Below are 23,921 nucleotides of genomic sequence, written 5' to 3'. Positions count from 1 at the left end.
GAGGAGCTTGTCTTCCGTGTTGGCAAGCAAGCTGCGGGCACAAACAAGGCTACCGGGATAGGCTCCCAACATGCGCATCCTTATTCTTGGTGGAACCCGGTTCCTGTCCCGTGAAGTTGCCCGGCAGGCGGTTGCCCGCGGCCATGATGTGACGTGTCTGGCCCGGGGAGAGTCCGGGCCGCCCGTCACCGGTGCGGCCTTTGTCCGAGCGGACCGGGACGCGGGCGCGGCCGCCTATGAGCAGCTCGACGGCGCCTGGGACGCAGTGATCGACGTTGCCCGCAAACCCCGGCAGGTCCAGGAAGCCCTGGCAGCGCTGTCAGGACGCAGCAGCCACTGGTCGCTGGTGTCCACCGCCTCGGTGTACGCCTCCAGCGACACTCCGGGAGAAGACGAGAATGCCGAGCTGGTTCCGGCGTTGAAGCCCGTTGACGGGGTGTTTCCGGACCCCGCCGACAATGAATACGGTGAGGGCAAGGTTGCCTGCGAAGAACTGGTGTGGGACCTGGGCCCGGGGGATGTGCTGGTGACAAGACCGGGTCTGATCACCGGCCCGGAGGACGAAAGTGACCGGTTTGGCTACTGGCCGGCACGGGTGGCCCAGGAACGCAGTCCGGTCCTCATCCCCGACATGGCCGAGGCAATGACGCAGACCATCGACGTCCGCGACCTGGCACTGTGGCTGGTCACCGGAGCAGAAGAACACCGGACGGGCACCTACAACGCCATGGGTCCCTCGGTTCCCTTTGGAGAGCTGCTGGCCCTGTCCACCGCAGCGGCCGGCTACCACGGCAGTTTCCGCACCGCGGACCCCCAGTGGCTGCATGAGCAGGGCGTGGCCTACTGGGCGGGAAACGAGTCGCTGCCGTTGTGGATGCCGGAAGGGTATGAGGGTTTCTCCACCCGCTCCAATGCTGCTGCCCTGGCCGCCGGGCTTGTCCTGCGTCCCGTCGAACACACCGTCCGCGACGTCCTCGCGGACGAAGAGTCCAGGGGACTGCACCGGGAGCGCAAATCCGGGCTGTCGGCCGCCCGTGAAACGGCATTGCTGGCCGCTTTGGACGAATCGGGCGCCAGGAAGTAGCAGCCGGCCCTGTAGAAGGGGTCAGGCCCGGAGAAGCGGTCAGGCCAGCGGGCAGCGCGGTTTTCAGCCGGCGACGGCGGTCTCGGGCTCGTGCAGCACCGGAAAGTTCACGCTGCGCGCGATGAAACACAGCCGGTTGGCCTCGGCGTGAAGCTCCCCGGCGGTGATGGGGGAGCCGCCGGCGGCAATGGTGACCCGGGGCCGGAGCAGTGCGCCGGTGAACTCACCGCTTCCGTCGCGGTTTAGGCGCAGGGTTCCTTCGGCGTCGTCGGAATAGGCCACCACGGTGATGCCGTGCTTCACGGCAACATGCAGGTAGGACAGCATGTGGCACTGCGAGAGCGCCGTGAGCAGCAGCTGTTCCGGGTTCCACCGGTCCCGGTCGCCGTGGAAGGTGGGATCGGCGGTTCCAGCCAGGTCCGGCAGGCCGGCGGCTCGGATGATGTGGTCGCGGCCGTAGCCCCGATAAGTCGAGGTGCCGCTGCCACGGTTCCCCGTCCACTCCAGGGAGATGGCGTACCGGTGTTCGGACAGGTTCATGATTCCTGGCATCTCGTTTCTGGTGTGGCTCGTTTTCTACCGACAGGGGCCGACGGCGGTGTCCCGGATTGGTCCTGGACACCGCCGTGCGCAATGGTTGAGCGCCACCGGCAGGCGTTATCCACCGGCCGGCGGGTTTTACTTGTCCGCTGCCTGGGCCTTCAGCGCACGGACCACTCCGTCACGGCTTTCCAGCAGCAGCCGGCGCAGCGAGGGAGCTTCGTCGCCCAGGGACGCCAGGAACTCGTCCGTGGCATCCACAGTGGCCTGCGTGGTCAGCCGGGACGGGTACAGGCCGGTGACGATCTGCTGGGCAATTTCATGGGTCCGGGTATTCCAGACCTCACGTACCGAAGAGAAGTACTTCTCCGCGTAGGGTTCCAGCAGCGCTGAGTCGTGCACGCGGCTGAAGCCAACAATCGCCGAACGCTGGGCTGCGTTGGGCATGTCGGTGCGCTCCACAATGGCTTCCCATGCTGCGGCCTTTGCTTCAGCGGTGGGGAGGGCGGCACGGGCCATGGCGGCAGCGAGCTGGCCGGTGGCAGTGGGGTCCTTCTCGGCCTCAGCTGCGATGTCCGCTTCGCCCAGGCGGCCGCCGGCGACCAGACCGGTGAGCAGTTCCCAGCGCAGGTCGGCATCAATCTGCAGGCCCTCCAGCGTCCGGTCGCCGGACAGCAGACCGTCCAGCGTGTCGAGGTGCTCATCCGTCACTGCGTGTCCGGCGAAGGACTTCACGAACTGCAGCTGGGAATCGGAACCCGGGGCCGCTGCGGCCGCCAGCTCCCAGAGGCTGTCCGCCGCTGCGGCCATCATGGGCTCTCGGTCCTTGGGAGCCACGTAGAAGGCCAGCGTGGTGGCGAGCTGGCGCAGCAGCACCTGGACCACCGAAGAGTCGGACTCGGAGCCGATGTTCTGCAGCACCAGTTCCACGTAGTTGCGGGCCGGAATCTCGCCGTCGCGTGCAGCGTCCCAGGCGGAAGCCCAGACCAGCGTGCGGGGCAGCGACTCCGCAATGTCCCGCAGCCGCCGGACGGCGGTGTGTTCGGACTTCGGATCGAGGCGGATCTTGGCGTAGGCCAGGTCATCGTCGTTCAGCAGGAGAAGGTCCGGACGCTGCCGTCCCACCAGCTCGGCAACGTCGGTGCGTTCGCCGTCGACGTCCAGCTCCACCCGGTGGGTGCGGTGCAGCTTTCCGTCCTCGCCGCTGTCGTAGAAGCCAATGGCCAGCCGGTGCGGGCGCAACGTCGGATACTCGGCCACGGCGCTCTGGAGAACCGCAAACGAGGTGATCACGCCGTCGTCGTCCACTTCCAGCTCAGGCCGCAGGGTGTTGACGCCGGCGGTCTCGAGCCACAGCTCGGACCACTGCTTCAGGTCGCGGCCGCTGGCTGCTTCCAATTCCGAGAGCAGGTCCTTGAGCTCGGTGTTGCCCCAGGCATGCTTGCCGAAGTACTGGCGGACACCGGCCATGAACTGGTCCTGGCCAACCCAGGCCACCAGCTGCTTGAGCACGGAGGCGCCCTTGGCATAGGTGATGCCGTCGAAGTTCACCTGCACGTCTTCGAGGTCGCGGATCTCGGCGACGATCGGGTGGGTGGTGGGGAGCTGGTCCTGGCGGTAGGCCCAGGCCTTCTCCATGGACGCGAACGTGGTCCAGGACTGCTTGAACTCAGTGGCATCGGCGGCCGCCAGCGTGGACATGAATTCGGCAAAGGACTCGTTCAGCCACAGGTCGTTCCACCAGCGCATGGTGACCAGGTCGCCGAACCACATGTGCGCCAGCTCGTGCAGGATGGTGATGGCACGGCGCTCCACAGTGGCGTCGGGCACGCGGGAGCGGAAGACATAGCTTTCCAGGAAGGTGACGGCTCCGGCGTTTTCCATGGCTCCGGCGTTGAATTCCGGCACGAACAACTGGTCATACTTCTCAAACGGGTACGGCGTGCCGAACTGCGCTTCGTAGAACTCGAAGCCCTGCCGGGTCAGCTTGAACACGTTCTCCGCGTCCAAGTGCTGCATGAGTGACTTGCGGGCGAACACGCCCAGCGGAATCACGCGGCCGTCGGAGCTGGTGAGCTCGCTGCGCACTGACTGGTAGGGACCAGCGATCAATGCCGTGATGTAAGAGGAGATACGGGGCGTCGGGTCAAACGACCAGGTGGCGTGCTTGCCGCCCTCTTCCAGCGAGCCGGCGGGCACCGGTTCCGGGGTGGGGGAGTTGGAGATGACATCCCAGTGCGACGGCGCCGTAACGGTGAAGCGGAAGGTGGCCTTCAGATCGGGCTGTTCGAAGACGGTGAACATCCGGCGGGAATCCGGGACCTCAAACTGGGAGTAGAGGTATACCTCGTTGTCCACCGGGTCCACGAAGCGGTGCAGTCCTTCACCCGTGTTCATGTAGAAGGCTTCGGCCTCCACCACAAGTTCATTGGTCGCTGCGAGGTTCGGCAACTGGATGCGGACGCCGTCGGACACCTCGGCAGGATCCAGATCAACGCCGTTCAGGGTGACACGGCGTACGGCGGCGGTCACCGCATCGATAAACGTGGAGGCGCCCTGCCGCGCGGAGAACCGAACCACGGTGGTGCTGCCGAAGACCTCGTCCCCGCGGGTGAGGTCCAGGTTCACGTCATAGGAATCGACGCTGATCAGTTCTGCTCGTTCACGGGCTTCTGAGCGCGTGAGATTCATACCTGGCAAGGTGTTGCCTTTCCAATATGTGCGAAGTGGAGTCCGCCGTGCTCTAACTCGGCCTGACGGAACTCGGCCTTACGGCTTATAACAATTGCAACATTGTCTCACTGGTTTACGCCCAGTAAAGAAAGGAACCGCTGATTGTTTGGCTAAAGGGTGCAGTTTTCCCGGCGCGTGCACACCAGGACACAGACCGCCGGAGCATTATTTGTGCCCGTAGGACAGCGGCTAGGCTGGAAGCGCAGGATATCCCCTCACAGAAAACGGATGGAACATGCGCGTCCATATTGCAACCGACCACGCGGGCATGGAACTAAGTGCCCACCTCTTGGCCCACCTTCGCGGCAAGGGCTACGAGATGGTCGATCACGGCCCGCAGGTTTACGACGCCGAGGACGATTACCCGGCGTTCTGCATTGCAGCCGCCGAGGCCGTGGTGATTGACCAGCAGAGCGGAATTGACGCCCTGGGCATCGTGCTGGGCGGTTCCGGCAACGGCGAGCAGATTGCCGCCAACAAGGTTCGGGGCGTCCGTGCCGCCCTCGCCTGGAATCTCTCCACTGCCAAGCTGGCCCGCGAACACAATGATGCGAACGTCGTTGCCGTCGGCGGCCGGCAGCACACGGTTGAGGAAGCCACTGAAATTATCGAGGCTTTCCTCGCCGAGCCCTACAGCAATGCCGAGCGGCACAACCGCCGCATCGCGAAGATCGCCGAGTACGAGACCACCGGTACCATCGCGGACTCCTGATGCCTGAAGGGCATTCCATCCACCGGTTAGCCCGGCAGTTCACCTCGGTGTTTGCCGGCCACCGGCTGGAAGTATCCAGCCCGCAGGGCCGCTTCGCGGCGGGTGCAGCGCGGCTGGACGGACACGTTCTGGCGGGCGCTGCGGCGCACGGAAAGCAGTTGTTCCTGGGGTTCGACAACGACCTGTACCTGCGCATCCACCTCGGCCTGTACGGCGCGTTTGATTTTGGCGGAGACTCCAGCTTCCTTGGTGCCTCCAGCATTGGTGCCCCGCGGAAGGTGGGGGAGCGGGAGATCGCGTCCGACGACGACGGCGGTACCTACGCGGGACCGCCCCCTCCCAAGGGTGCTGTCCGGGTGCGGCTGGTGTCGGAGCACGGCTGGGCAGATCTGCGCGGCCCCACTGCCTGCGAGGTGATCACCGAAGCGGAGCGTGCCGCCGTCGTCGCACGGCTGGGACCGGACCCGCTTCAGGACGAAGCTGACGGTACGGAATTCGCAGCGCGCCTGCGCGGTAAAGGTTCTCCGGTGGGCCTGCTGCTGATGAACCAGGAAATCCTGGCCGGGGTGGGCAACGTCTACCGTGCCGAAGTGCTCTTCCGGCAGCGGATCTCGCCCTTCCGGCTGGGACGGGATGTGAGCGAGGACGAAGCAGCGAACCTGTGGGCGGACATTGCGTCCGTTATGCGCGACGGCGTTGCCGAGGGCCGGATTATCACCACCCTGCCTGCCGATCGGGACAGCGACTCCGTGCCAGTGCCCCTGGCGGACGCCCACTACGTTTACAAGCGGACCGGATTGCCGTGCCGTCGATGTGGAACGGCGGTTGCCGGTACCGAGATGGGTGCCCGGAAACTCTACTGGTGCCCGAACTGCCAGGACGCCTGACCGATCATCCGGTTGGAAGAGGCGGCGCCGTGGAGCGGTAGATGTGACCCGTGGGTGTCTTCGTGAGCACAGTGTGCCTGCCGGCTGCGTTGCCTGAGCCGCACTTGCCCGCAGCTGGAGCGGCCACAGAAACGGCGGACGCAGACCAACCGGGTGCCTCTTTCGCTTGATTGCATGCTTCGCAAAGGCCTTGGACATTCTCGGCATTGGTTGGCCCGCCGTTACGGAAGGGCTTGATGTGGTCGAAGTGCCGGATCGGTGCCCCGCACCACGGTGTCCGGCAGAGCTGGTCTCTGGTGGCAATCAGTCTCGCCAGTCCGGCGGGAACGAGGCGTGCTCTGGAATCCATTGCCGTCAAGCGGCCCGAAGCCGGTTCCGTGTAGAGGCGCCGCAGCCAGACTTCTGTGCGGCGGCCGCGGCCCGTGTGCCGATCGCTTCCAGCACGGCTGCTGAGGATCAGATCCCGCGCCCACTGTGCCGGAACTACGCCGTACCCGGCCAGTAGCGCCGGTTCTGAACCGTCGGGGATGGAATCCTCACCTGACGTTGACGTTGACGTTGACGTTGATGCTGATGCTGACGCCGGTGCCGGTTCCCGGTTCAAGCCGGATCCGGCCGTGGGCAGGATTCCGTGCAGCAGGGCCCTGTCCGTCATGATGAGCTGCACTTCAACCCGCACATCTTCTGCCCGTGCCTGACCAGTAGAGCGCTCGACGAAGGTGTCCGCCATGATCTGCCCCTTGGAACGGGGATCTCCGGCGGCGCGGAGCCGGTGCGCTTCCTTGGTGAGGGCAGCGAACACGCTTACACCCTGGGCCACCGGCAGAAGTGCGGATACATAGGCCATGGTGTCCGGCGCCGGACGACAGGAAACGTAGCGGTCGGCTGCCGCCTTCGCCGCCCGGTTGACCACGGAGTGCGGATCCAGGCCGTAGGACAGGGACTTGATCCGGGCTATGAGCTTTCGGTCTCCAAGTTGTTCCAGTTCTGCGGGGTTGCCGGCAATGAGCTTGTCCACCTGCTGCCGGTGAGCCAGCGACAGGCACGCTGTTTCCCGGACCAGGATAGTGGCCCGCCATTCGCTGATTACGCCCGCAGCGAGGGCTTTCAAGGTCCACGGCATTTCGGTGCTAAGAATTCGCGCCAAGCCGAGCAGCTTGGCACCGTTATGGGGCGACTCCCGCCGCGCCAGCGCAATTTGTGCTGCGACGCCGCGTCCCAGCTGTTCCGCCCTGAGTCCGGCCCGGGACTGTGCAGCACGGGTGGATTCGTCAAAGGCGGCCGCAGCACGTGCCTGAGCCGCGGCTACGGCACACTTCAACTCCTCCAACGCTCGAATCTCATCGATCAGGCGCACCCGCTCGGCGGCTTCCAGAGCATCCCGGGTTACGGAGGGGTTGAAAACCCGACCAGCAGTAAGGTTTGAAGCCGGCCGGTTAGCGACACGGCTGACCTGATTCGAGGCGACGAGACGCCCTGTTGAGTAGTACATACATTCGATTTTAGTAACTCAGGCCGCTGTTCATCAGGCCCGCGGTTACTTGCGGAATACCCGTATTTCCCGGCCAGCGATCCGCAGTGCCGCCGGCGGCTGCACCTCAGCCTCGGGGATCGATCACCTCAACTCCGGGGGTCGAGCGCATCAGCCCCAGGGCCGATGGAATAAACGGCAAACACAAAAGGGTCCTGCACAGTAGTGCAGAACCCTTTCGAAGCCGGCGGGTGCCGGTTATATTACTGAGGGGATGACGGGAATCGAACCCGCGTAATCAGTTTGGAAGACTGAGGCTCTACCATTGAGCTACATCCCCGGCGCCTAAGGCAGGTTTTACCTTAGCACGGGAATTCAGCGGTTCGGTAATCCCTTCCGGGAAACGGCCTGCGGCAAGGCTGGGCTCCCTCCAATTGTGCACAGGGCGGTTTCTGCCGGTAGGCTGTCAGGTGCACTGACGGGGTGTAGCTCAGCTTGGAAGAGCGCCTGCTTTGGGAGCAGGAAGTCGCAGGTTCAAATCCTGTCACCCCGACTCTGTAGTACACATGGTGCAGACCCAATCCCCAGAAACCTCAGGAGAACTACGCTGTGAAGAGCGCTGTAGAAAACCTCACACCCACCCGGGTAAAGCTCGTTGTCGAAGTTCCGTTCGAGGAACTGAAGCCGAGCATCGACGAGGCCTACAAGACCATCGCCACCCAGGTGCAGGTGCCTGGCTTCCGCAAGGGCAAGGTCCCCAACAGGCTCATCGACCAGCGCGTCGGCCGCGGCTACGTCCTGGAGACCGCGATCAATGACGGCCTGAACGGTTTCTACCAGGGTGCCGTGCAGGAAACGGGCATCCGTCCGCTGAGCCGCCCCGAGGTTGAGATCAGCGAAGTTCCGGACCCCGCCACGAACGAAGGCCAGCTGGTCTTCAATGTTGAGCTGGACATCCGCCCCGAAATCGAGCTCCCGGACTACTCCGGCCTTGAGGTCACGGTTGAGCCTGCCGAAGCCTCCGACGACGACGTCACCAAGGCACTGGACGAACTGCGCGGCCGCTTCGGCACGCTGAAGTCCGTGGACCGTCCCGCCGCCGAGGGCGACTTCCTGACCATGGATCTCGTGGCCAAGGTTGGCGACGAAGAAATCGACTCCGCTGCTGACCTCTCCTACCAGGTTGGCGCCGGCACCATGCTTGAGGGCATGGACGAAGCAGTCACCGGTCTGTCCGCTGACGAATCCGCCACCTTCGAAACGAAGCTGGCCGGCGGCGAGCACGCCGGCGAAGACGCCACTGTCACGGTGACGGTCAAGGCGGTCAAGGAGCGCGAGCTTCCCGAGGCCGACGACGACTTCGCTCAGCTGGCCAGCGAATTCGACACCATCGAAGAACTCCGCGAAGACCTGACCAAGCGTGCCGCAGAGTCCAAGCTCATGGAGCAGGGCGTCGAAGCCCGCGACAAGGTCCTGGAGAAGCTGCTGGAAATGATCGAGGTTCCGGTTCCGGAGTCCGTCATCGAAGAACAGCTGGAGCAGCACTTCAACTCTGAGAGCGCACAGTCCCAGGGCGAGGATCACGACACCGAAGAGCACCGCGCAGAAGTTCGCGAGAACACTGCTGCCGCCTTCAAGAACGAGATCATCCTCGACGCTGTTGCCGACAAGGAAGAAGTGGGTGTCAGCCAGAACGAGCTGATCGACTACATCGTTTCCGCAGCGGGCCAGTACGGCATGGATCCGAACCAGTTCGCCCAGCTGATCGACCAGAGCGGCCAGGTCCCGATGATGGTTGGCGAAGTTCGCCGCCGCAAGGCACTTGCCAAGGTCCTCGAGCAGGCCAAGGTCACCGACACCGCAGGCGTTGAAATCGACCTCAGCGAATTCGTCCGCCCCGCCGGCGAAGAAGCACCGGTTGCTGACGCCGAGACTGAAGCCGCCGAGGCTGAGGTTGCCGAAGAGTCCAAGAGCGACGACAAGGCATAGTCGGACCAAGAACACAGGGTGATCCAAGGTCACCGCAAATGCGCCGTCCGCCCGAAAGGGCAGGCGGCGTATTTGCGTTTAAGGTGCTCTCGACGGCGTCCGGGGCTGTGACCCGCCCGGCGCCGTGCTGTGACGGGCATCGTGCGCCGTCAGCGAACAGTCCGCGAAACGCGAGCAGATCACACGCGCAACAGGTTAGTGTCCTAGGAGAGATAAACGGCGGGACCAGCTGACGCGGTTAGCGGTTCTGTACCCCGCCAGAGCGAGAGGTCACTCAGTATGGCAATTGCACCCAACACACCCACAATGGCAACGGTGGACCCGGCTAGCCGGGACGACTACATCTACAATCGTCTGCTGCGTGAGCGGATCATCTGGTTGGGCTCGGAAGTCCGCGATGACAACGCCAACGCCATCTGCTCGCAGCTCCTGCTGCTCTCGGCTGAGGACCCTGAGAAGGACATCTTCCTCTACATCAACTCTCCCGGCGGGTCAGTGACGGCCGGCATGGCCATCTACGACACGATGCAGTTCATCCCCAACGACGTGGTCACCGTGGCAACGGGTTTGGCAGCGTCCATGGGCCAGTTCCTGCTGTCCTCGGGCACCAAGGGCAAGCGCTACGCCACGCCCCACGCACGCATCCTCATGCACCAGCCCTCCGGCGGCATCGGCGGCACCGCTTCCGATATCCGGATTCAGGCAGAACTGATCCTCCACATGAAGCAGGTCATGGCGGAACTGACCGCCGAGCAGACCGGCCAGACCGTGGAGACCATCCTGAAGGACAACGACCGTGACAAGTGGTTCACGGCCCAGGAAGCTCTGGAATACGGATTCTTTGACAAGATTTCCGCGCATGCCGGCGGCGTTACCGGCGGCGGCGGAACGGATCAGGACAAGGGCGCAGCCCCGGTCGAGGACTGACTCTCCCTTCCCTCCAGCGCACCTTTCTTAGACTTCAGGAGTAACAATGAACATGAATTTTGGAACCGCAGGCGGAACGGCACCGCAAATGCCCTCCAACCGCTACGTATTGCCGCAGTTCGAAGAGCGCACGCCTTACGGCTTCAAGCGCCAGGACCCGTACACCAAGCTGTTTGAGGACCGCATCATCTTCCTCGGCGTCCAGGTGGATGACGCGTCAGCCGACGACGTCATGGCCCAGCTGTTGGTCCTCGAGTCCAACGACCCGGACCGCGACATCACCCTGTACATCAACTCTCCGGGCGGTTCGTTCACGGCCATGACGGCCATTTACGACACCATGCAGTACATCCGGCCGGAAATTCAGACCGTCTGCCTGGGCCAGGCAGCCAGCGCCGCAGCTGTGCTGCTGGCTGCCGGTACGCCGGGGAAGAGGCTGGCGCTGCCGAACGCCCGCGTGCTGATCCACCAGCCGGCCCTCGGCGGCGGCGAGCGTGGACAGGCTTCCGACCTGGAAATCCAGGCAGCGGAAGTCATGCGGATGCGGACCTGGCTGGAGGACACTCTGGCCCTGCACTCCAACCACACGTCCGAGGAAGTCAACCGGGACATCGAGCGTGACAAGATTCTCACGGCCGCCGGTGCCCTTGAATACGGACTGATTGACCAGGTGCTGGACTCCCGCAAGATCAAGACTCCGGCCATCAACCGAATGTAAGCATCAGGGAGGCCCGCGGCGCGAAATATCGCACCGCGGGCCTTTCGGTTGCTGTATCACCCAACCAAGTGTCCTAGAGTGGAACATGCCGACCGGCTTCTGCCGTCCTGCACGGGATGACCGTCGGCACCGTATAACGCTGGACCATCTAAGGGGACTGAACTATGGCTCGCATTGGTGAGAGCACAGATCTGCTCAAGTGCTCTTTCTGCGGAAAGAGCCAGAAACAGGTCCGCAAGCTTATTGCCGGCCCCGGAGTCTACATCTGCGACGAGTGCATTGATCTCTGCAACGAGATCATTGAAGAAGAGCTCTCCGAAGTAGCTGACCTGGGCTCCTTCGAGTTGCCCAAGCCGCGGGAGATCTTCGATTCGCTGCAGGAATATGTCATTGGCCAGGAACCGGCCAAGCGTTCCCTCGCCGTCGCCGTCTACAACCACTACAAGCGCATCCAGTCCGGCCACGCGCCGCGCAACACCGGCAATCTGTCGGATGCTGTCGTTTCGGATGACGTGGAAATCGGCAAGTCCAACATCCTGCTCATCGGTCCCACCGGGTGCGGCAAAACCTATCTGGCGCAAACCCTGGCACGCCGCTTGAACGTGCCCTTCGCCGTCGCCGACGCCACGGCGCTGACCGAAGCAGGATACGTGGGTGAGGACGTCGAGAACATCCTGCTCAAGCTCATCCAGGCCGCAGACTATGACGTCAAGAAGGCCGAGCAGGGCATCATCTACATCGACGAGATCGACAAGATCTCGCGCAAAAGCGAAAACCCCTCCATCACCCGCGACGTATCCGGCGAGGGTGTGCAGCAGGCGCTGCTGAAGATCCTGGAAGGCACGGTGGCCTCGGTGCCCCCGCAGGGTGGCCGCAAGCATCCGCACCAGGAATTCATCCAGATCGACACCACAAACGTGCTCTTTATCGTTGCCGGTGCCTTCGCCGGGCTGGAGGAGATTATTGGGTCCCGCTCCGGACGCAAGGGCATCGGTTTCGGCGCCCCGCTGAATGAGAATGCCAAGGAAGCCGATTCCTATGCCGATGTCATGCCCGAGGACCTGCTGAAGTTCGGCCTGATCCCGGAATTCATCGGCCGGCTGCCTGTGATCACCACGGTCTCCAACCTGGACCGGGAGGCACTGATCCGGATCCTCACCGAACCGAAGAATGCCCTGGTCAAGCAGTTCCAAAAGATGTTCCAGCTCGACGGCGTTGAACTCACCTTCGAGCCTGCCGCCCTGGACGCGATCGCGGATGCCGCTTTGTCGCGCGGCACCGGTGCGCGCGGGCTGCGGGCGATCCTTGAGGAAGTCCTGCTGCCCGTCATGTTTGACCTGCCCAGCCGTGACGACATCGCCACAGTGGTCATCACTGAAGAGGTTGTCACCCACAAGGCTGAACCCACGCTGATCTCCCAGGCAGTTGCGACCAAACGCCGGAACAAATCAGCCTGACCGCGGGTTTGCACGAATAACCAATGCTGTTCCCAGCAACCCGCGATCTTCGCCGCGGGTCCGCAATGCCCTGAAGGAGAATTTCGTGAGCTTGCCCGATTCTGCAGCAAAAGCCGATTTTTGGTTCGACCCGATCTGTCCGTTCGCGTGGGTCACGTCCCGCTGGATGGGTGAAGTGGAGCAGGTCCGCGACGTCAGCACCGACTGGCACGTGATGAGCCTGTCCCTCCTGAATGAAGGACGGGACCTGCCCGAGAACTACATGGAGCGTATGAAGGCGGCCATCAAGCCGGTACGCGTCATCATTGCCGCCACCGAGCTCCACGGCGACAAGTACATCAAGCCGCTCTACGATGCCATGGGCACCCGGATCCATGTCGGCGGCAATGATGATCTCGACGCAGTCATCCGCGAGTCCCTCGACGAGGTTGGCCTTCCGGCCGACCTGGCACGGTACGCCGACAGCGACGAGTACGACACCCAGCTGCGTGCCTCGCACCAGGAAGGCATCTCCAAGGTGGGCGACGATGTCGGAACTCCCATCGTGGCCTTCAACGGCACCGCCTTCTTCGGTCCGGTCCTGACCCGCATCCCGCGCGGCGAAGAGGCAGGCCGGATGTTCGACGGCGCCGTCATGCTGGCGGAGAACCCCGCCTTCTTCGAGCTCAAGCGCAGCCGCACCGAGAGCCCGCAGTTCGACTAAGGTCCGTTCCGCTTTAGACCTCGGGACACAAAAAGGCCCCGCCGGATTTCTTCCGGCGGGGCCTTTTCGTGCTCAGGGCGTGCTGTTTATTCGGCCGCAGGAGCCGGTTCCACCGGCGCCAGCTCGACATCGGACACGGCCAGTTCGCCGTCGCCCGTCGCCAAGGAAAGCTCCCGGACGTTGCCTGCTGCCTTCAGATCCGCGAGGCCCGCCCGCAGCTGCGAAACCTGCGCCTCGGACGCCGTCACCGTGGCCGTGAGAACCTCGGTGCGCTGCTTGACCTTCGCCTCGGACTTGGCCTTGCGGATGCCGCCCAGAGCGGTGGCAACCGTGGCCAGGATGCCGGCGTCGGCCGTTGCCACTGCGGAGGACAACGCGTCGACGTTCGGCCACGGTGCGCGGTGCACCGAGCCGTGACGCCACCAGCCCCAGACCTCTTCGGTGGCGAAGGGCAGGAACGGGGCGAACAGGCGCAGCAGCGCGTCCAGCGTGGTGGCCAGGGTAGCCAGCACCGAAGCCTGCTCCGCCTCGCCGGCGGCACCGTAGGCGCGGTCCTTGATCAGCTCCACATAGTCGTCCGTGAAGGACCAGAAGAAGGACTCGGTCAGCTGCAGGGCCTTGGCATAGTCGTAGCGCTCAAACGCCGCAGTGGAAGCATTGACCACTTCGGCCAGCTGCTTTAGCAGTGCGGAGTCCAGGGCGTTGGTAATCACCGAAGTGTCCGCCGTGACGACGTTTGCCTCGGTGGCACCCAGGTTCAGGACGAACTTGGAGGCGTTGAGCAACTTGATGGCCAGGCGGCGGCCAATCTTCATCTGCGCAATCTCGTAGGCCGTGTCCGCGCCCAGCTTGGCGGAAGCCGCCCAGTAGCGCACGGCGTCGGATCCGTAGTCATTGAGCACATCGGTGGGGACCACCACGTTGCCCTTGGACTTGGACATCTTCTTGCGGTCCGGATCCAGGATCCAGCCGGAGATGGCCGCGTGCTTCCACGGCGCCACGTGGTTCAGGGCATCGGCGCGCACCACGGAGGAGAACAGCCAGGTGCGGATGATGTCGTGGCCCTGCGGACGCAGGTCAAACGGGAAGACCTTGCTGAACAGGTCCTCGTCCCGGCTCCAGCCGCCCACAATCTGCGGGGTCAGGGACGAGGTGGCCCAGGTGTCCAGGACATCGGCGTCGCCCACGAAGCCGCCCGGCTGGTTGCGCTGGGATTCCTCGTAGCCCGGAGCCGGTTCAGCGGCCGGATCCACGGGCAGCTGCTCGGAGGACGGCAGCACGGGGTTGTCGTAGTCCGGGTTGCCGGAGGTATCCAGCGGATACCAGACAGGAACCGGAACGCCGAAGAAGCGCTGACGTGAGACCAGCCAGTCACCGTTCAGGCCTTCGATCCAGTTTTCGTAGCGTGAGCGCATGAAGGACGGGTGGAAGTCGATTTCCTTGCCGCGGGCAATCAGGGCCGCACGTCGGTCCTCGTCGCGGCCGCCGTTGCGGATGTACCACTGGCGGCTGGTGACAACCTCAAGGGGCTTGTCGCCCTTTTCGAAGAAGTTCACCGGGTGGGTGATCTTCTTCGGCTCGCCTTCGAGGTCGCCGCTTTCGCGCAGCATTTCCACGATGGCTTCCTTGGCGCTGAAGACCGTCTTGGCGGCCACAGCGGCGTAGTTTTCCTTCGCCTTGTCCGTGGTGATCCACTCCGGGGTGTCAGCCAGCAGGCGGCCGTCACGGCCGACGACGGCGCGGGTGGGCAGGTTCAGCTCGCGCCACCAGGTGACGTCGGTCTGGTCGCCGAAGGTGCAGATCATGGCAATGCCCGAACCCTTGTCCGGCTTGGCGAGCGGGTGGGCGCGCACCTCCAGCTCGACGTCGAACAGCGGGGAGGTGACCTTGGTGCCGAACAGGCGCTGGTAGCGCTCGTCGTCGGGGTGGGCCACCAGGGCCACGCAGGCCGGAAGCAGTTCGGGGCGGGTGGTCTCGATGAAGACCTTTTCGCCGTCGGGCGCATGGAAGCTGATGCGGTGGTAGGCGCCGGGCTGTTCCCGGTCCTCCACCTCGGCCTGGGCCACGGCTGTGCGGAAGGTGACGTCCCACAGGGTGGGGGCCTCGGACATGTAGGCGTCGCCGGCCTTGAGGTTCTCCAGGAAGGCGCGCTGGCTGACGGCGCGGGAGTTGTCATCGATGGTGCGGTAGGTCCGCGTCCAGTCGACGGACAGGCCCAGGGTGGAGAAGAGGTCCTCGAAGACCTTCTCGTCCTCCACCGCCAGCTCTTCGCAAAGCTCGATGAAATTCCGGCGGGAAATCACGTCAAAATCGCGCTGGTTCTTCGGCGCGGTGGCCGGGGGCCGGTAATCGGGATCGTACGGCTTTGTAGGATCGCAGCGGACGCCGTAGTAGTTCTGCACCCGGCGTTCGGTGGGAAGGCCGTTGTCATCCCAGCCCATGGGGTAGAAGACGTTCTTGCCGGTCATGCGCTGGTAACGCGCCATAACGTCGGTCTGCGTGTAGGAGAACATGTGCCCCACGTGCAGCGAGCCCGAGGCAGTGGGCGGGGGAGTGTCGATCGAGTAGACGTCCTCGCGGACCGTGTCTTCGTTGAACGCGTACGTTCCCTCTTCCCGCCAGCGGCGGCTCAGTGTTGCTTCCAGCCCTTCAAGGGCGGGCTTGTCGGGGACGGATACGGTCTTGGGTTCATTGTCGGGCGTGTCTGTGCCCGGAAAGTTTTCAGCCATACTGCCATTCTTCCATGCGGGCGGTGGAGCAAGGGGAACTGTTGCGCCGCCCGGCAGCAGTCCCTGGCCGGCGGCTCTGTCCTCGTCCTGCCGGCCGGCCGTAGCATCCGATGTATGGCAACGACTGCGCAGAACCCGGATTCGATCCGTATCCGCCGCATCTATGAAGCGCCAGACGGCGGCTACCGGGTCCTGGTGGACCGGTTGTGGCCGCGCGGGGTTTCCAAGGCCCGTGCAGAACTCGACGAGTGGCTCAAAGATCTGGCGCCCAGTACGGAACTGCGCAAATGGTTCGGGCACCGGGAAGAGCGCTGGACCGGATTCCAGGACCGGTACCGGGAGGAGCTTGCCGCCAATCCGGAGGTTCCGGACTTTTCCCGGGACTGTGCCTCCCGGCCTGACACGGTGCTGCTCTACGGGGCGCGCAGTGCGACCGAGAACGAAGCAGCGGTGCTCCGTGAGTACCTGCTGGGCCTGGCTGGCCGGCCCTGACGTTCAAGCCTTCACCGCCCGGTGCGGCAAAATGGCAGCATGCCTCTTGAAAACCTGCTCATCAGCCTCAGGGCACTTCCGGAATCTGGACCGCGGGACGAGTACCTGCGGTTCCTGAACGAGACCGGGGACGCCGCCCTGCGGCGGGCCGGCGGCCCGGAACATGTCACCGGGTCCTGTTTCGTGTTTTCTCCCGGTTTCGATCGGGTTCTGTTGTGTTTCCATCGCAAGGGGCAGTTCTGGGTGCAGTTCGGCGGGCACCTAGAGCCGCAGGACGCAACAGTGGCGGAAGCCGCCCAACGGGAAGCCCGGGAAGAGTCCGGAATCGATGATCTGACCCTGCTGTCCACCGTGCCGCCCTCTGTCTCAGCCTCAGAGACTTCCTCTGCTCCGTCTCCCGTGCTCATGGATCTTGACCTGCACCGGTTGAACGCGGGCTTCTCATGCTCCGCCCATTGGGACGTGGGATACGCAGCGGTTGTTAGCCCGGATGCTGCAGTTTCCGTCAGCGATGAAAGTGAGGACGTCCGCTGGTTCCCGGTGGACAATCTGCCGGCTCAGGTTCCGGCCGGCTTCGGTGCCCGGTTGGAGCATGTCCGGCGCAGGGCAATGTCGCTGCAACACCGCAACACAGAAGCCTGCCGCGGGAGAGGAAGTCGCTAGGGTAGTGCCATGACCCCTAAGCGAGCAGTAGTCACCGGAGCAAGTTCAGGCATTGGAGCAGCGGCCGTACGTGCCCTGCGTAACTCAGGCTGGGACGTGGTGGCCGTGGCCCGCCGCGGGGACAAGCTTCAGGCGCTCGCCGCTGAGACCGGCGCACAGGTCATCACCGCCGATGTGACCGACAGCGAATCCGTGGCCCGGATGGCCGACGAGGTGCTGGCTACCGGGGGAGTGGACGCCGTCATCAACAATGCCGGCGGTGCCTGGGGCGTTGATTCCGTGGGCACGGGAAAGCTCGCGGATTGGGAAGCCATGTACAACGTCAACGTGCTCGGGGCGCTCCGTGTCACCCAGGCCTTCCTGCCGGCGCTGCGCGCCTCCGGACAGGGCTCCGTCCTGATGCTGACCTCCACCGCTGCGCTCGCCTCCTACGAAGGCGGCGGCGGATACTGCGCCGCCAAGTCCGCCGAGCAGGCGCTCGCGGAAACCCTCCGCCTGGAGGAAGCGGAGAACAACGTCCGCGTCATTGGAATCCTCCCGGGAATGGTCAAGACCGAGGAATTCTCCCTGAACCGGCTCGGCGACAAAGACGCGGCGGAAAAGGTCTACGCCGGAGTGGAGAAGCCCCTCACTGCAGAGGACGTCGCTGACGTCATGGCCTACTCCCTGAACCTGCCGCACCACATCAACCTGGACAAGGTGGTGCTGCGCCCCGTCGCCCAGGCCGCCAACCACAAGGTCATCCGCCGCCAGCCGGCCCAGGCCTAACGTCCACAGCCCAACTTCGACAACCCCGGGGGTGTGGCCTAAACTGGCGGAAGCAGCTTTGACCCGGCTATCACCGGTGAGCTTCCGGAAGAACGGCCCAGAACGTTTCAGCGCACGGGGCCCAGTAGAACCGGACGGGTAAGCCCGTCACAGCAGTCAACGAGCGGCAGCCCGACTCGGCGGCGCAGTGCACTGAAGTCTTACAGCACAGCGCGGACGACGACGGCGGCAAGCGAGGTGGTACCGCGGGTTCCCCGCCGGCCTTGGCCGGCAAGAACTCCGCCCTCGCATCCTGTACTTCATCAGAACTACTTGCCGCTATCAGGATGACGAATATGCCTTCTATCTATCCCAAGGCCACCACGGCCGCCGCTCCGGCAGAAAACGCCGCCCCGTCCTCCCCGAAGTTTCCGGAACTCGAAGAATTGGTTCTGAAGTACTGGGACGAGGACGGCACCTTCCAGGCCTCCATTGACGCCCGGTCCGCCGGCAAGGACGGCTCCAACGAGTTTGTCTTCTACGACGGCCCGCCCTTCGCCAACGGCCTGCCGCACTATGGCCACCTGCTCACCGGCTACGTCAAGGACCTGGTGGCCCGTTACCAGACCCAGCGCGGCCGCCGCGTGGAACGCCGTTTCGGCTGGGACACCCACGGCCTGCCCGCCGAGCTCGAAGCCATGAAGCAGCTGGGCATGAGCGACAAGGTCCAGATCGAGAAGATGGGCATCGACAAGTTCAACGACGCCTGCCGCGCCTCCGTGATGGAGTACGCCGGCGAGTGGAAGGACTACGTCACCCGCCAGGCCCGCTGGGTGGACTTCGAGAACGACTACAAGACGCTCAACGTCGAGTACATGGAGTCGGTCATCTGGGCCTTCAAGACCCTTCACGAGAAGGGCCTGACTTACAGCGGTTTCCGGGTGCTCCCGTACTGCTGGAAGGACGAGACCCCGCTGTCCAACCATGAGCTGCGCATGGATGACGACGTCTACAAGGACCGGCAGGACCAGACCGTCACGGTCACCTTCCCCATCACTGCCGGCGACAACGCGCTGTCCGCGGAGCTCGACGGCGTCCTCGCCATCGCGTGGACCACCACGCCCTGGACGCTGCCCACCAACATGGCCCTCGCCGTCGGACCCTCGGTCCGTTACGCCGTCGTGCCCGCCGGACCCAACGGTACGCCGCAGGACAACCCGGAGGTCCGCTACCTGCTGGCCGAAGACCTGGTGGGCTCTTACGCCAAGGACCTGGGGTACGACGACGCCGACGCCGCCCGCGCGGCCGTCACCTCCGTGCACCTGGGCAGCGAGCTGGCCGGACTGGCCTACGAACCGCTGTGGAACTACTACACGGACACCGAGAAGTGGGGCACGCAGAATGCCTGGCGGATTGTCGTGGCCGACTACGTCACCACCACCGACGGCACCGGTATTGTTCACCAGGCTCCGGCCTACGGTGAAGACGACCAGAAGATCTGCGAAGCCAACGGCATCCCCGTGATCCTGTCCGTGGATGAGGGCGGCAAGTTCCTGCCCATGTTCGCCGACGGCCCACTGTCCGACATTGCCGGACTGCAGGTTTTTGATGCCAACAAGCTCATCACCCGTGTGCTGCGCGCCGACGGACGCCTGCTGCGCCAGGCCAGCTACGAGCACAGCTACCCGCACTGCTGGCGCTGCCGGAACCCGCTGATCTACAAGGCTGTTTCCTCCTGGTTCGTGGAGGTCACCAAGATCAAGGACCGCATGGTCGAACTGAACCAGCAGATCAACTGGATCCCGGAAAACGTCAAGGACGGCCAGTTCGGCAAGTGGCTGGAGAACGCCCGCGATTGGTCCATCAGCCGAAACCGCTACTGGGGCAGCCCCATCCCGGTCTGGGTTTCCGATGATCCCAACTACCCGCGCACCGATGTCTACGGTTCGCTGGAAGAGCTCAAGGCCGACTTCGGCCGGCTGCCGCTGAACCATGCCGGCGAGCCGGACCTGCACCGCCCCTTCATCGACGAACTGACCCGCCCGAACCCGGACGATCCGCGGACCCCCGAAGAGGGCCAGTCCACCATGCGCCGCGTCGAAGACGTCCTGGACGTCTGGTTCGACTCCGGTTCCATGCCCTACGCCCAGGTGCACTACCCGCACGAGAACGCCGACTGGTTTGAGCACCACAACCCGGGCGATTTCATCGTGGAGTACATCGGGCAGACCCGCGGCTGGTTCTACACGCTGCACGTCCTGGCTACCGCGCTCTTTGACCGCCCGGCCTTCCGGAACGTCATCAGCCACGGCATTGTGCTGGGCTCCGACGGGCAGAAGATGTCCAAGTCGCTGCGCAACTACCCGGACGTCTCCGAGGTCCTGGACCGCGACGGCTCCGACGCCATGCGTTGGTTCCTCATGGCCTCACCGATCCTGCGCGGCGGCAACCTGATCGTCACCGAACAGGGCATCCGCGAAGGCGTCCGCCAGGTCATCCTGCCGCTGTGGAACGTGTGGCACTTCTTCACGCTGTACACCAACGCCGCGAACAACGGCAACGGCTACGAGGCGACGGCGCGCTACGAGTCCACCGAACCGCTGGACAACTACATGCTGGCCGCCACCGGTGACCTGGTGCGGACCATGACGTCCGAGCTGGACAGCTATGACGTGTCCGAGGCCTGCGAAACGCTGCGCCAGTACATGGACACGCTGACCAACTGGTACATCCGCCGCAGCCGCACCCGGTTCTTCGATGAAGACACCCAGGCGTTTGATGTGCTGTACACTTGCCTGGAAACGGTCTGCCGGGTGGCCGCTCCGCTGCTGCCGCTGGTCTCCGAGGAGATCTGGCGCGGACTCACCGGCGGCCGCTCCGTGCACCTGACCGACTGGCCGGACGCGGAACTGTTCCCGCAGGATCCCGCGCTGGTGGACCGGATGGACCGCACCCGCCGGATCGCCTCGGTGGGTTCGTCCCTGCGCAAGGCCGCGAACCTCCGGGTGCGGCTGCCGCTGTCTGAACTGACCGTCGTCGCGCCCGATGCCGAGTCGCTGCAGGGCCAGTTCGCGGCAATCATCGCCGATGAACTGAACCTGAAGTCCGTTCGCCTGATGGAGGCTGCCGCAGCTGATCCTGCCGAGTTCGGCATCACGCAGAAGCTCGTGGTCAACGCCCGTGCCGCAGGCCCCCGACTGGGCAAGAACGTCCAGACCGCAATCAAGGCCTCCAAGTCAGGGGACTGGTCGGTGGACGACGCCGGCACGGTCACCGCGGGCGGCCTGGAACTGCAGCCGCAGGAATACACGCTGGAAACAGTGGTGGAAACCGCCGACGGCGAGTCTTCCAAGGCTGTCTCCGTGCTGCCCGGCGGCGGCTTCCTGGTGCTGAACACCGAGGTCACGCCGGAGCTGGCCGCCGAGGGCACCGCCCGCGACGGCATCCGCGCCATCCAGCAGGCCCGCCGTGACGCGGACCTGCACATCAGCGACCACATCCGCACCGAGGTAAAAACATCGCCGGCAGCTGCTGCGGCCCTTGAGGCGAATGCGGAACTGATCAAGTCTGAAACCCTGACCGATCAACTGGTGGTCACCGCCGTCGAGCTTGCCGACGGCGCCGAAGAATTCACCGTCACCGTGGAGAAGATCTAATGAGCATGTCCGACGGACCCTCCGGGGCAATCGACGGTTTCTCCGTGGAAAGCGTCTACGCCGAGCTGCTGAGCCGCGCCCCCGAGAACAAGATGGAACCGCGCATGGCGCCGCTGTTCCGGGCGATGGAGGTGCTGGGGGAGCCGAACAAGGCGTTCCCGATCATTCACATCACCGGAACCAACGGCAAGACCTCCACCGCGCGGATGATCGAGGCCGGACTGCGGGCCTACGGGCTGCGCACCGGCCGGTACACCAGCCCGCACCTGAGTAAGGTCACCGAGCGGATCAGCATTGACGGCGAACCGGTCTCCGATGAGACGTTTGTCCGGATCTGGGACGAAATCCACCCCTACCTGGACATTGTCGACGGCGAACTCGAGGCCGCCGGGGAGCCGCGCCTGACGTACTTTGAGGCTGTCACCATCCTGGCGTTTGCGGTCTTCGCCGACGAACCCGTGGACGTGGCAGTCATTGAAGTGGGCCTGGGCGGCATCACCGACGCCACCAACGTGGGCGACGGCTCCGTTGCCGTCGTCACGCCCATTTCCCTGGACCACACGGAACTGCTGGGCGACAACGTCGCTGACATCGCCATGGAAAAGGCCGGCATCATCAAGGAGGGCGGCTTCCTGATCAGTGCCGCCCAGCCGATGGAAGCTGCGCAGGTATTGCTGGAAAAGGCCCGAGAAGTGGGCATTCCGTACCGTTTCGAGGGTGTCGAATTCGGCGTCGAGTCCCGTGTCATGGCGGTGGGCGGGCAGATGCTCACCATTGCCGGCCTGGCCGGGCGCTATGAGGAGCTGCTCCTGCCGCTGCACGGCAAGCACCAGGCGGAGAACGCAGCTGTCGCCGTGGCTGCACTGGAGGCCTTCATTGGCGGCGGCACCAAGGAACTTGACGTGGAACTGCTCCGCACCGGGTTCTCCACGGTCACGTCTCCCGGACGCCTTGAAGTGGTGCGTACCGCGCCCACCATCGTGGTGGATGCCGCCCACAACCCCGCCGGTGCCAAGGCATCGGCCGAAGCGGTCTTGGAAGCCTTCAGCTTCACTTCACTGGTGCTGGTGGTCGGCATCCTGGCGGAGAAGGACTCGGTGGGCATCCTGACCGAACTGCGGGAGACCCTTGGCGACCAGATCGCCGGCGTCTGCCTCACGCAATCCAGCTCACCGCGCGCCCTCTCGGCCGAAGACCTGGTCCAGGACGCCGTGGACGCAGGCTTTGCCGACGAAGAGCTGCAGGTGGAACCCGGCCTGGACAACGCCATTGAATGGGCGGTGGCCAAGGCCGAGGAAAACAATGACCTCGCCGGCGGCGTGCTCATCATCGGCTCCATTACCCTGGTGGCCGAAGCGCGCACCCTTCTCGGAAAGTAAGCACGATGGCAAAACTTACCAAGGCCCAGCGCGAGTGGCGCCCGGGAATGCCCAAGAAACGGCGTTCCATCCGCATCATGTTCGCCTCGACGGTCCTCGTCCTGGAAGCGTTCCTGGTGCTCTTCGCGACGCTCGCCGTTTTCGGCCTGCAACGCGACGTCCTGTCTCCCGCCATCATCCTGACCGGCGGACTGGTCCTGTTTGCTGCATTGATCGGTACCTGCGCCTTCCTGTCCAAGCCAGCCGGACCCGTCGTCGGCTGGATCCTGCAGCTGGTCATCATTGCCACCGGTTTCCTGGAACCGATGATGTTCCTGATTGGTGCCATCTTCGCCGCCACCTGGTGGTACGGGCTGAAGACCGGCATGCGTCTGGACCGGGAGAACCGGCAGCGGGACCGCGAGCAGGAGGAATGGGAAAAGGCCCATCCCGAAGGCCTGGAGGACACGGGCGCTGCCGGCACAGCCGTCACCGACTAGGCTTAGACTCGAAAACCGCTACTTCGCAAGGAGATTTACCGTGAGCACCGAACGCACACTTGTACTGATCAAACCCGACGGCGTGAAGCGGAATCTCTCCGGCGCAATCCTGGCCCGAGTGGAAGCCAAGGGCTACACCCTGGCTGAACTGAAGAAGGTGGACGCCACCCGCGAGGTGCTCGAAGAGCACTACGCCGAGCACGAAGGCAAGCCGTTCTACGAACCGCTGGTGGAGTTCATGCTCAGCGGCCCCATTGTGGCGGCCATCTTCGAAGGCGAACGCGTCATCGAGGGCTTCCGCTCCCTGGCCGGCACCACCGATCCGACGACGGCGGCTCCGGGCACCATCCGCGGCGACTTTGGCCGCGACTGGGGCACGGCAGTTCAGCAGAACCTGGTCCATGGTTCGGATTCCCCCGAGTCCGCAGAACGCGAAATCGGCATCTGGTTCGGCAAGTAACTCCGCTGTCCCCTTCAGGAGGGCCTGAGTCCGGTACTCCACCGGGCTCAGGCCCTCCTGCTGTGCGGATCCCGCCTGCAGGCTCGTGCAGCTCG

Annotated in this window: 19 protein-coding genes and 2 tRNA genes; 16 read left to right on the top strand and 5 right to left on the bottom strand. The window is 64.3% G+C overall.

Translation table 11 applies throughout. From position 1 onward, the window contains the following. Nucleotides 1–70: 70 nt before the first annotated feature. On the top strand, nt 71–1,084 hold the full coding sequence (locus MUG94_RS10795; RefSeq protein WP_227908309.1) for an NAD-dependent epimerase/dehydratase family protein: 1,014 nt from the start codon (nt 71–73) through the stop codon (nt 1,082–1,084). A 63-nt stretch (nt 1,085–1,147) separates the two neighbouring features. Here the strand turns inward: MUG94_RS10795 and MUG94_RS10790 are convergent, their stop codons facing one another. Together MUG94_RS10790 and pepN are read right to left on the bottom strand one after the other, a co-directional pair. Further along, the gene (locus MUG94_RS10790; protein WP_227908310.1) at nt 1,148–1,624 is read right to left on the bottom strand and encodes an OsmC family protein; all 477 of its coding nucleotides are present in this window, start codon (nt 1,622–1,624) and stop codon (nt 1,148–1,150) included. 138 nt (nt 1,625–1,762) lie between these two features. Next, complete coding sequence (gene pepN, locus MUG94_RS10785; RefSeq protein WP_227908311.1) at nt 1,763–4,315, bottom strand: aminopeptidase N; 2,553 nt, start codon at nt 4,313–4,315, stop codon at nt 1,763–1,765. 277 nt (nt 4,316–4,592) lie between these two features. Here pepN and MUG94_RS10780 point away from each other — a divergent pair, with 277 nt between their 5' ends. Then, complete coding sequence (locus tag MUG94_RS10780) at nt 4,593–5,069, top strand: ribose-5-phosphate isomerase (RefSeq protein ID WP_227890172.1); 477 nt, start codon at nt 4,593–4,595, stop codon at nt 5,067–5,069. Next, nucleotides 5,069–5,956, top strand: coding sequence for an Fpg/Nei family DNA glycosylase (locus MUG94_RS10775; RefSeq protein WP_227908312.1), 888 nt, complete (start codon nt 5,069–5,071; stop codon nt 5,954–5,956). Before MUG94_RS10780 ends, MUG94_RS10775 begins: the two co-directional genes overlap by 1 nt. Before the next feature lie 4 nt (nt 5,957–5,960). Here the strand turns inward: MUG94_RS10775 and MUG94_RS10770 are convergent, their stop codons facing one another. Both MUG94_RS10770 and MUG94_RS10765 read right to left on the bottom strand, forming a co-directional pair. Then, a complete protein-coding gene (locus MUG94_RS10770) occupies nt 5,961–7,448 on the bottom strand; it encodes an HNH endonuclease (RefSeq protein WP_227908313.1) in 1,488 nt (495 codons plus the stop codon). A 248-nt stretch (nt 7,449–7,696) separates the two neighbouring features. Then, nucleotides 7,697–7,767: transfer RNA gene (locus MUG94_RS10765), tRNA-Gly, on the bottom strand. A 139-nt stretch (nt 7,768–7,906) separates the two neighbouring features. Between MUG94_RS10765 and MUG94_RS10760 the strand changes: the two genes are divergently transcribed. The 6 genes from MUG94_RS10760 (at nt 7,907) to MUG94_RS10735 (ending at nt 13,221) form a co-directional block, all read left to right on the top strand. Further along, a tRNA-Pro gene (locus tag MUG94_RS10760) sits at nt 7,907–7,980 on the top strand. A 56-nt stretch (nt 7,981–8,036) separates the two neighbouring features. Continuing rightward, the gene (tig, locus tag MUG94_RS10755) at nt 8,037–9,416 is read left to right on the top strand and encodes a trigger factor (RefSeq protein WP_227890169.1); all 1,380 of its coding nucleotides are present in this window, start codon (nt 8,037–8,039) and stop codon (nt 9,414–9,416) included. A 306-nt stretch (nt 9,417–9,722) separates the two neighbouring features. Then, nucleotides 9,723–10,343 (top strand): ATP-dependent Clp protease proteolytic subunit, encoded by a 621-nt coding sequence (locus MUG94_RS10750; RefSeq protein WP_227890314.1) that lies wholly within the window; start codon nt 9,723–9,725, stop codon nt 10,341–10,343. A gap of 46 nt (nt 10,344–10,389) precedes the next feature. Further along, entirely contained in the window at nt 10,390–11,061 is a 672-nt protein-coding gene (locus MUG94_RS10745; protein ID WP_227890168.1) for an ATP-dependent Clp protease proteolytic subunit, read from the top strand. Between the two features lie 164 nt (nt 11,062–11,225). After that, nucleotides 11,226–12,518 (top strand): ATP-dependent Clp protease ATP-binding subunit ClpX, encoded by a 1,293-nt coding sequence (gene clpX, locus MUG94_RS10740; protein ID WP_227908314.1) that lies wholly within the window; start codon nt 11,226–11,228, stop codon nt 12,516–12,518. Nucleotides 12,519–12,603: 85 nt separating this feature from the next. Continuing rightward, nucleotides 12,604–13,221, top strand: coding sequence for a mycothiol-dependent nitroreductase Rv2466c family protein (locus tag MUG94_RS10735; protein WP_423724396.1), 618 nt, complete (start codon nt 12,604–12,606; stop codon nt 13,219–13,221). Nucleotides 13,222–13,307: 86 nt separating this feature from the next. Here MUG94_RS10735 and valS read toward each other — a convergent pair whose 3' ends face one another. Further along, the gene (valS, locus tag MUG94_RS10730; RefSeq protein ID WP_227908315.1) at nt 13,308–15,950 is read right to left on the bottom strand and encodes a valine--tRNA ligase; all 2,643 of its coding nucleotides are present in this window, start codon (nt 15,948–15,950) and stop codon (nt 13,308–13,310) included. A gap of 114 nt (nt 15,951–16,064) precedes the next feature. Here valS and MUG94_RS10725 point away from each other — a divergent pair, with 114 nt between their 5' ends. The 7 genes from MUG94_RS10725 to ndk all read left to right on the top strand — a co-directional run bounded on the left by MUG94_RS10725 (nt 16,065) and on the right by ndk (nt 23,826). After that, entirely contained in the window at nt 16,065–16,442 is a 378-nt protein-coding gene (locus MUG94_RS10725; protein WP_227908316.1) for a DUF488 domain-containing protein, read from the top strand. 39 nt (nt 16,443–16,481) lie between these two features. Next, on the top strand, nt 16,482–17,105 hold the full coding sequence (locus tag MUG94_RS10720; RefSeq protein WP_227908317.1) for an NUDIX hydrolase: 624 nt from the start codon (nt 16,482–16,484) through the stop codon (nt 17,103–17,105). Nucleotides 17,106–17,114: 9 nt separating this feature from the next. Next, a complete protein-coding gene (locus tag MUG94_RS10715; RefSeq protein ID WP_227908318.1) occupies nt 17,115–17,873 on the top strand; it encodes an SDR family oxidoreductase in 759 nt (252 codons plus the stop codon). Between the two features lie 326 nt (nt 17,874–18,199). Then, nucleotides 18,200–21,508, top strand: a complete 3,309-nt coding sequence (gene ileS / locus MUG94_RS10710) for an isoleucine--tRNA ligase (protein WP_227908319.1) — start codon at nt 18,200–18,202, stop codon at nt 21,506–21,508. Next, nucleotides 21,508–22,887 carry a bifunctional folylpolyglutamate synthase/dihydrofolate synthase gene (locus tag MUG94_RS10705; protein ID WP_227908320.1) on the top strand — a complete coding sequence of 460 codons (1,380 nt, stop codon included), beginning with the start codon at nt 21,508–21,510 and terminating at the stop codon, nt 22,885–22,887. Before ileS ends, MUG94_RS10705 begins: the two co-directional genes overlap by 1 nt. A gap of 5 nt (nt 22,888–22,892) precedes the next feature. Beyond that, on the top strand, nt 22,893–23,366 hold the full coding sequence (locus MUG94_RS10700; protein WP_227890160.1) for a DUF4233 domain-containing protein: 474 nt from the start codon (nt 22,893–22,895) through the stop codon (nt 23,364–23,366). A gap of 40 nt (nt 23,367–23,406) precedes the next feature. Further along, nucleotides 23,407–23,826, top strand: coding sequence for a nucleoside-diphosphate kinase (ndk, locus tag MUG94_RS10695; RefSeq protein WP_227890159.1), 420 nt, complete (start codon nt 23,407–23,409; stop codon nt 23,824–23,826). Nucleotides 23,827–23,921 lie beyond the last annotated feature (95 nt).

The sequence above is a fragment of the Arthrobacter gengyunqii genome (assembly GCF_023022985.1).
GTDB classification, from domain to species: Bacteria; Actinomycetota; Actinomycetes; order Actinomycetales; family Micrococcaceae; genus Arthrobacter_B; species Arthrobacter_B gengyunqii.
This window is presented reverse-complemented; position numbering and strand designations above follow the sequence as displayed.

Coding starts and splice junctions, on each gene's coding strand:
- MUG94_RS10795 (WP_227908309.1), top strand. CDS start 71: ATGCGCATCCTTATTCTTGGTGGAACCCGGTTCCTGTCCCGTGAAGTT.
- MUG94_RS10790 (WP_227908310.1), bottom strand. CDS start 1,624: ATGAACCTGTCCGAACACCGGTACGCCATCTCCCTGGAGTGGACGGGG.
- pepN (WP_227908311.1), bottom strand. CDS start 4,315: ATGAATCTCACGCGCTCAGAAGCCCGTGAACGAGCAGAACTGATCAGC.
- MUG94_RS10780 (WP_227890172.1), top strand. CDS start 4,593: ATGCGCGTCCATATTGCAACCGACCACGCGGGCATGGAACTAAGTGCC.
- MUG94_RS10775 (WP_227908312.1), top strand. CDS start 5,069: ATGCCTGAAGGGCATTCCATCCACCGGTTAGCCCGGCAGTTCACCTCG.
- MUG94_RS10770 (WP_227908313.1), bottom strand. CDS start 7,448: ATGTACTACTCAACAGGGCGTCTCGTCGCCTCGAATCAGGTCAGCCGT.
- MUG94_RS10750 (WP_227890314.1), top strand. CDS start 9,723: ATGGCAACGGTGGACCCGGCTAGCCGGGACGACTACATCTACAATCGT.
- MUG94_RS10745 (WP_227890168.1), top strand. CDS start 10,390: ATGAACATGAATTTTGGAACCGCAGGCGGAACGGCACCGCAAATGCCC.
- clpX (WP_227908314.1), top strand. CDS start 11,226: ATGGCTCGCATTGGTGAGAGCACAGATCTGCTCAAGTGCTCTTTCTGC.
- valS (WP_227908315.1), bottom strand. CDS start 15,950: ATGGCTGAAAACTTTCCGGGCACAGACACGCCCGACAATGAACCCAAG.
- MUG94_RS10725 (WP_227908316.1), top strand. CDS start 16,065: ATGGCAACGACTGCGCAGAACCCGGATTCGATCCGTATCCGCCGCATC.
- MUG94_RS10720 (WP_227908317.1), top strand. CDS start 16,482: ATGCCTCTTGAAAACCTGCTCATCAGCCTCAGGGCACTTCCGGAATCT.
- MUG94_RS10715 (WP_227908318.1), top strand. CDS start 17,115: ATGACCCCTAAGCGAGCAGTAGTCACCGGAGCAAGTTCAGGCATTGGA.
- ileS (WP_227908319.1), top strand. CDS start 18,200: ATGACGAATATGCCTTCTATCTATCCCAAGGCCACCACGGCCGCCGCT.
- MUG94_RS10705 (WP_227908320.1), top strand. CDS start 21,508: ATGAGCATGTCCGACGGACCCTCCGGGGCAATCGACGGTTTCTCCGTG.
- MUG94_RS10700 (WP_227890160.1), top strand. CDS start 22,893: ATGGCAAAACTTACCAAGGCCCAGCGCGAGTGGCGCCCGGGAATGCCC.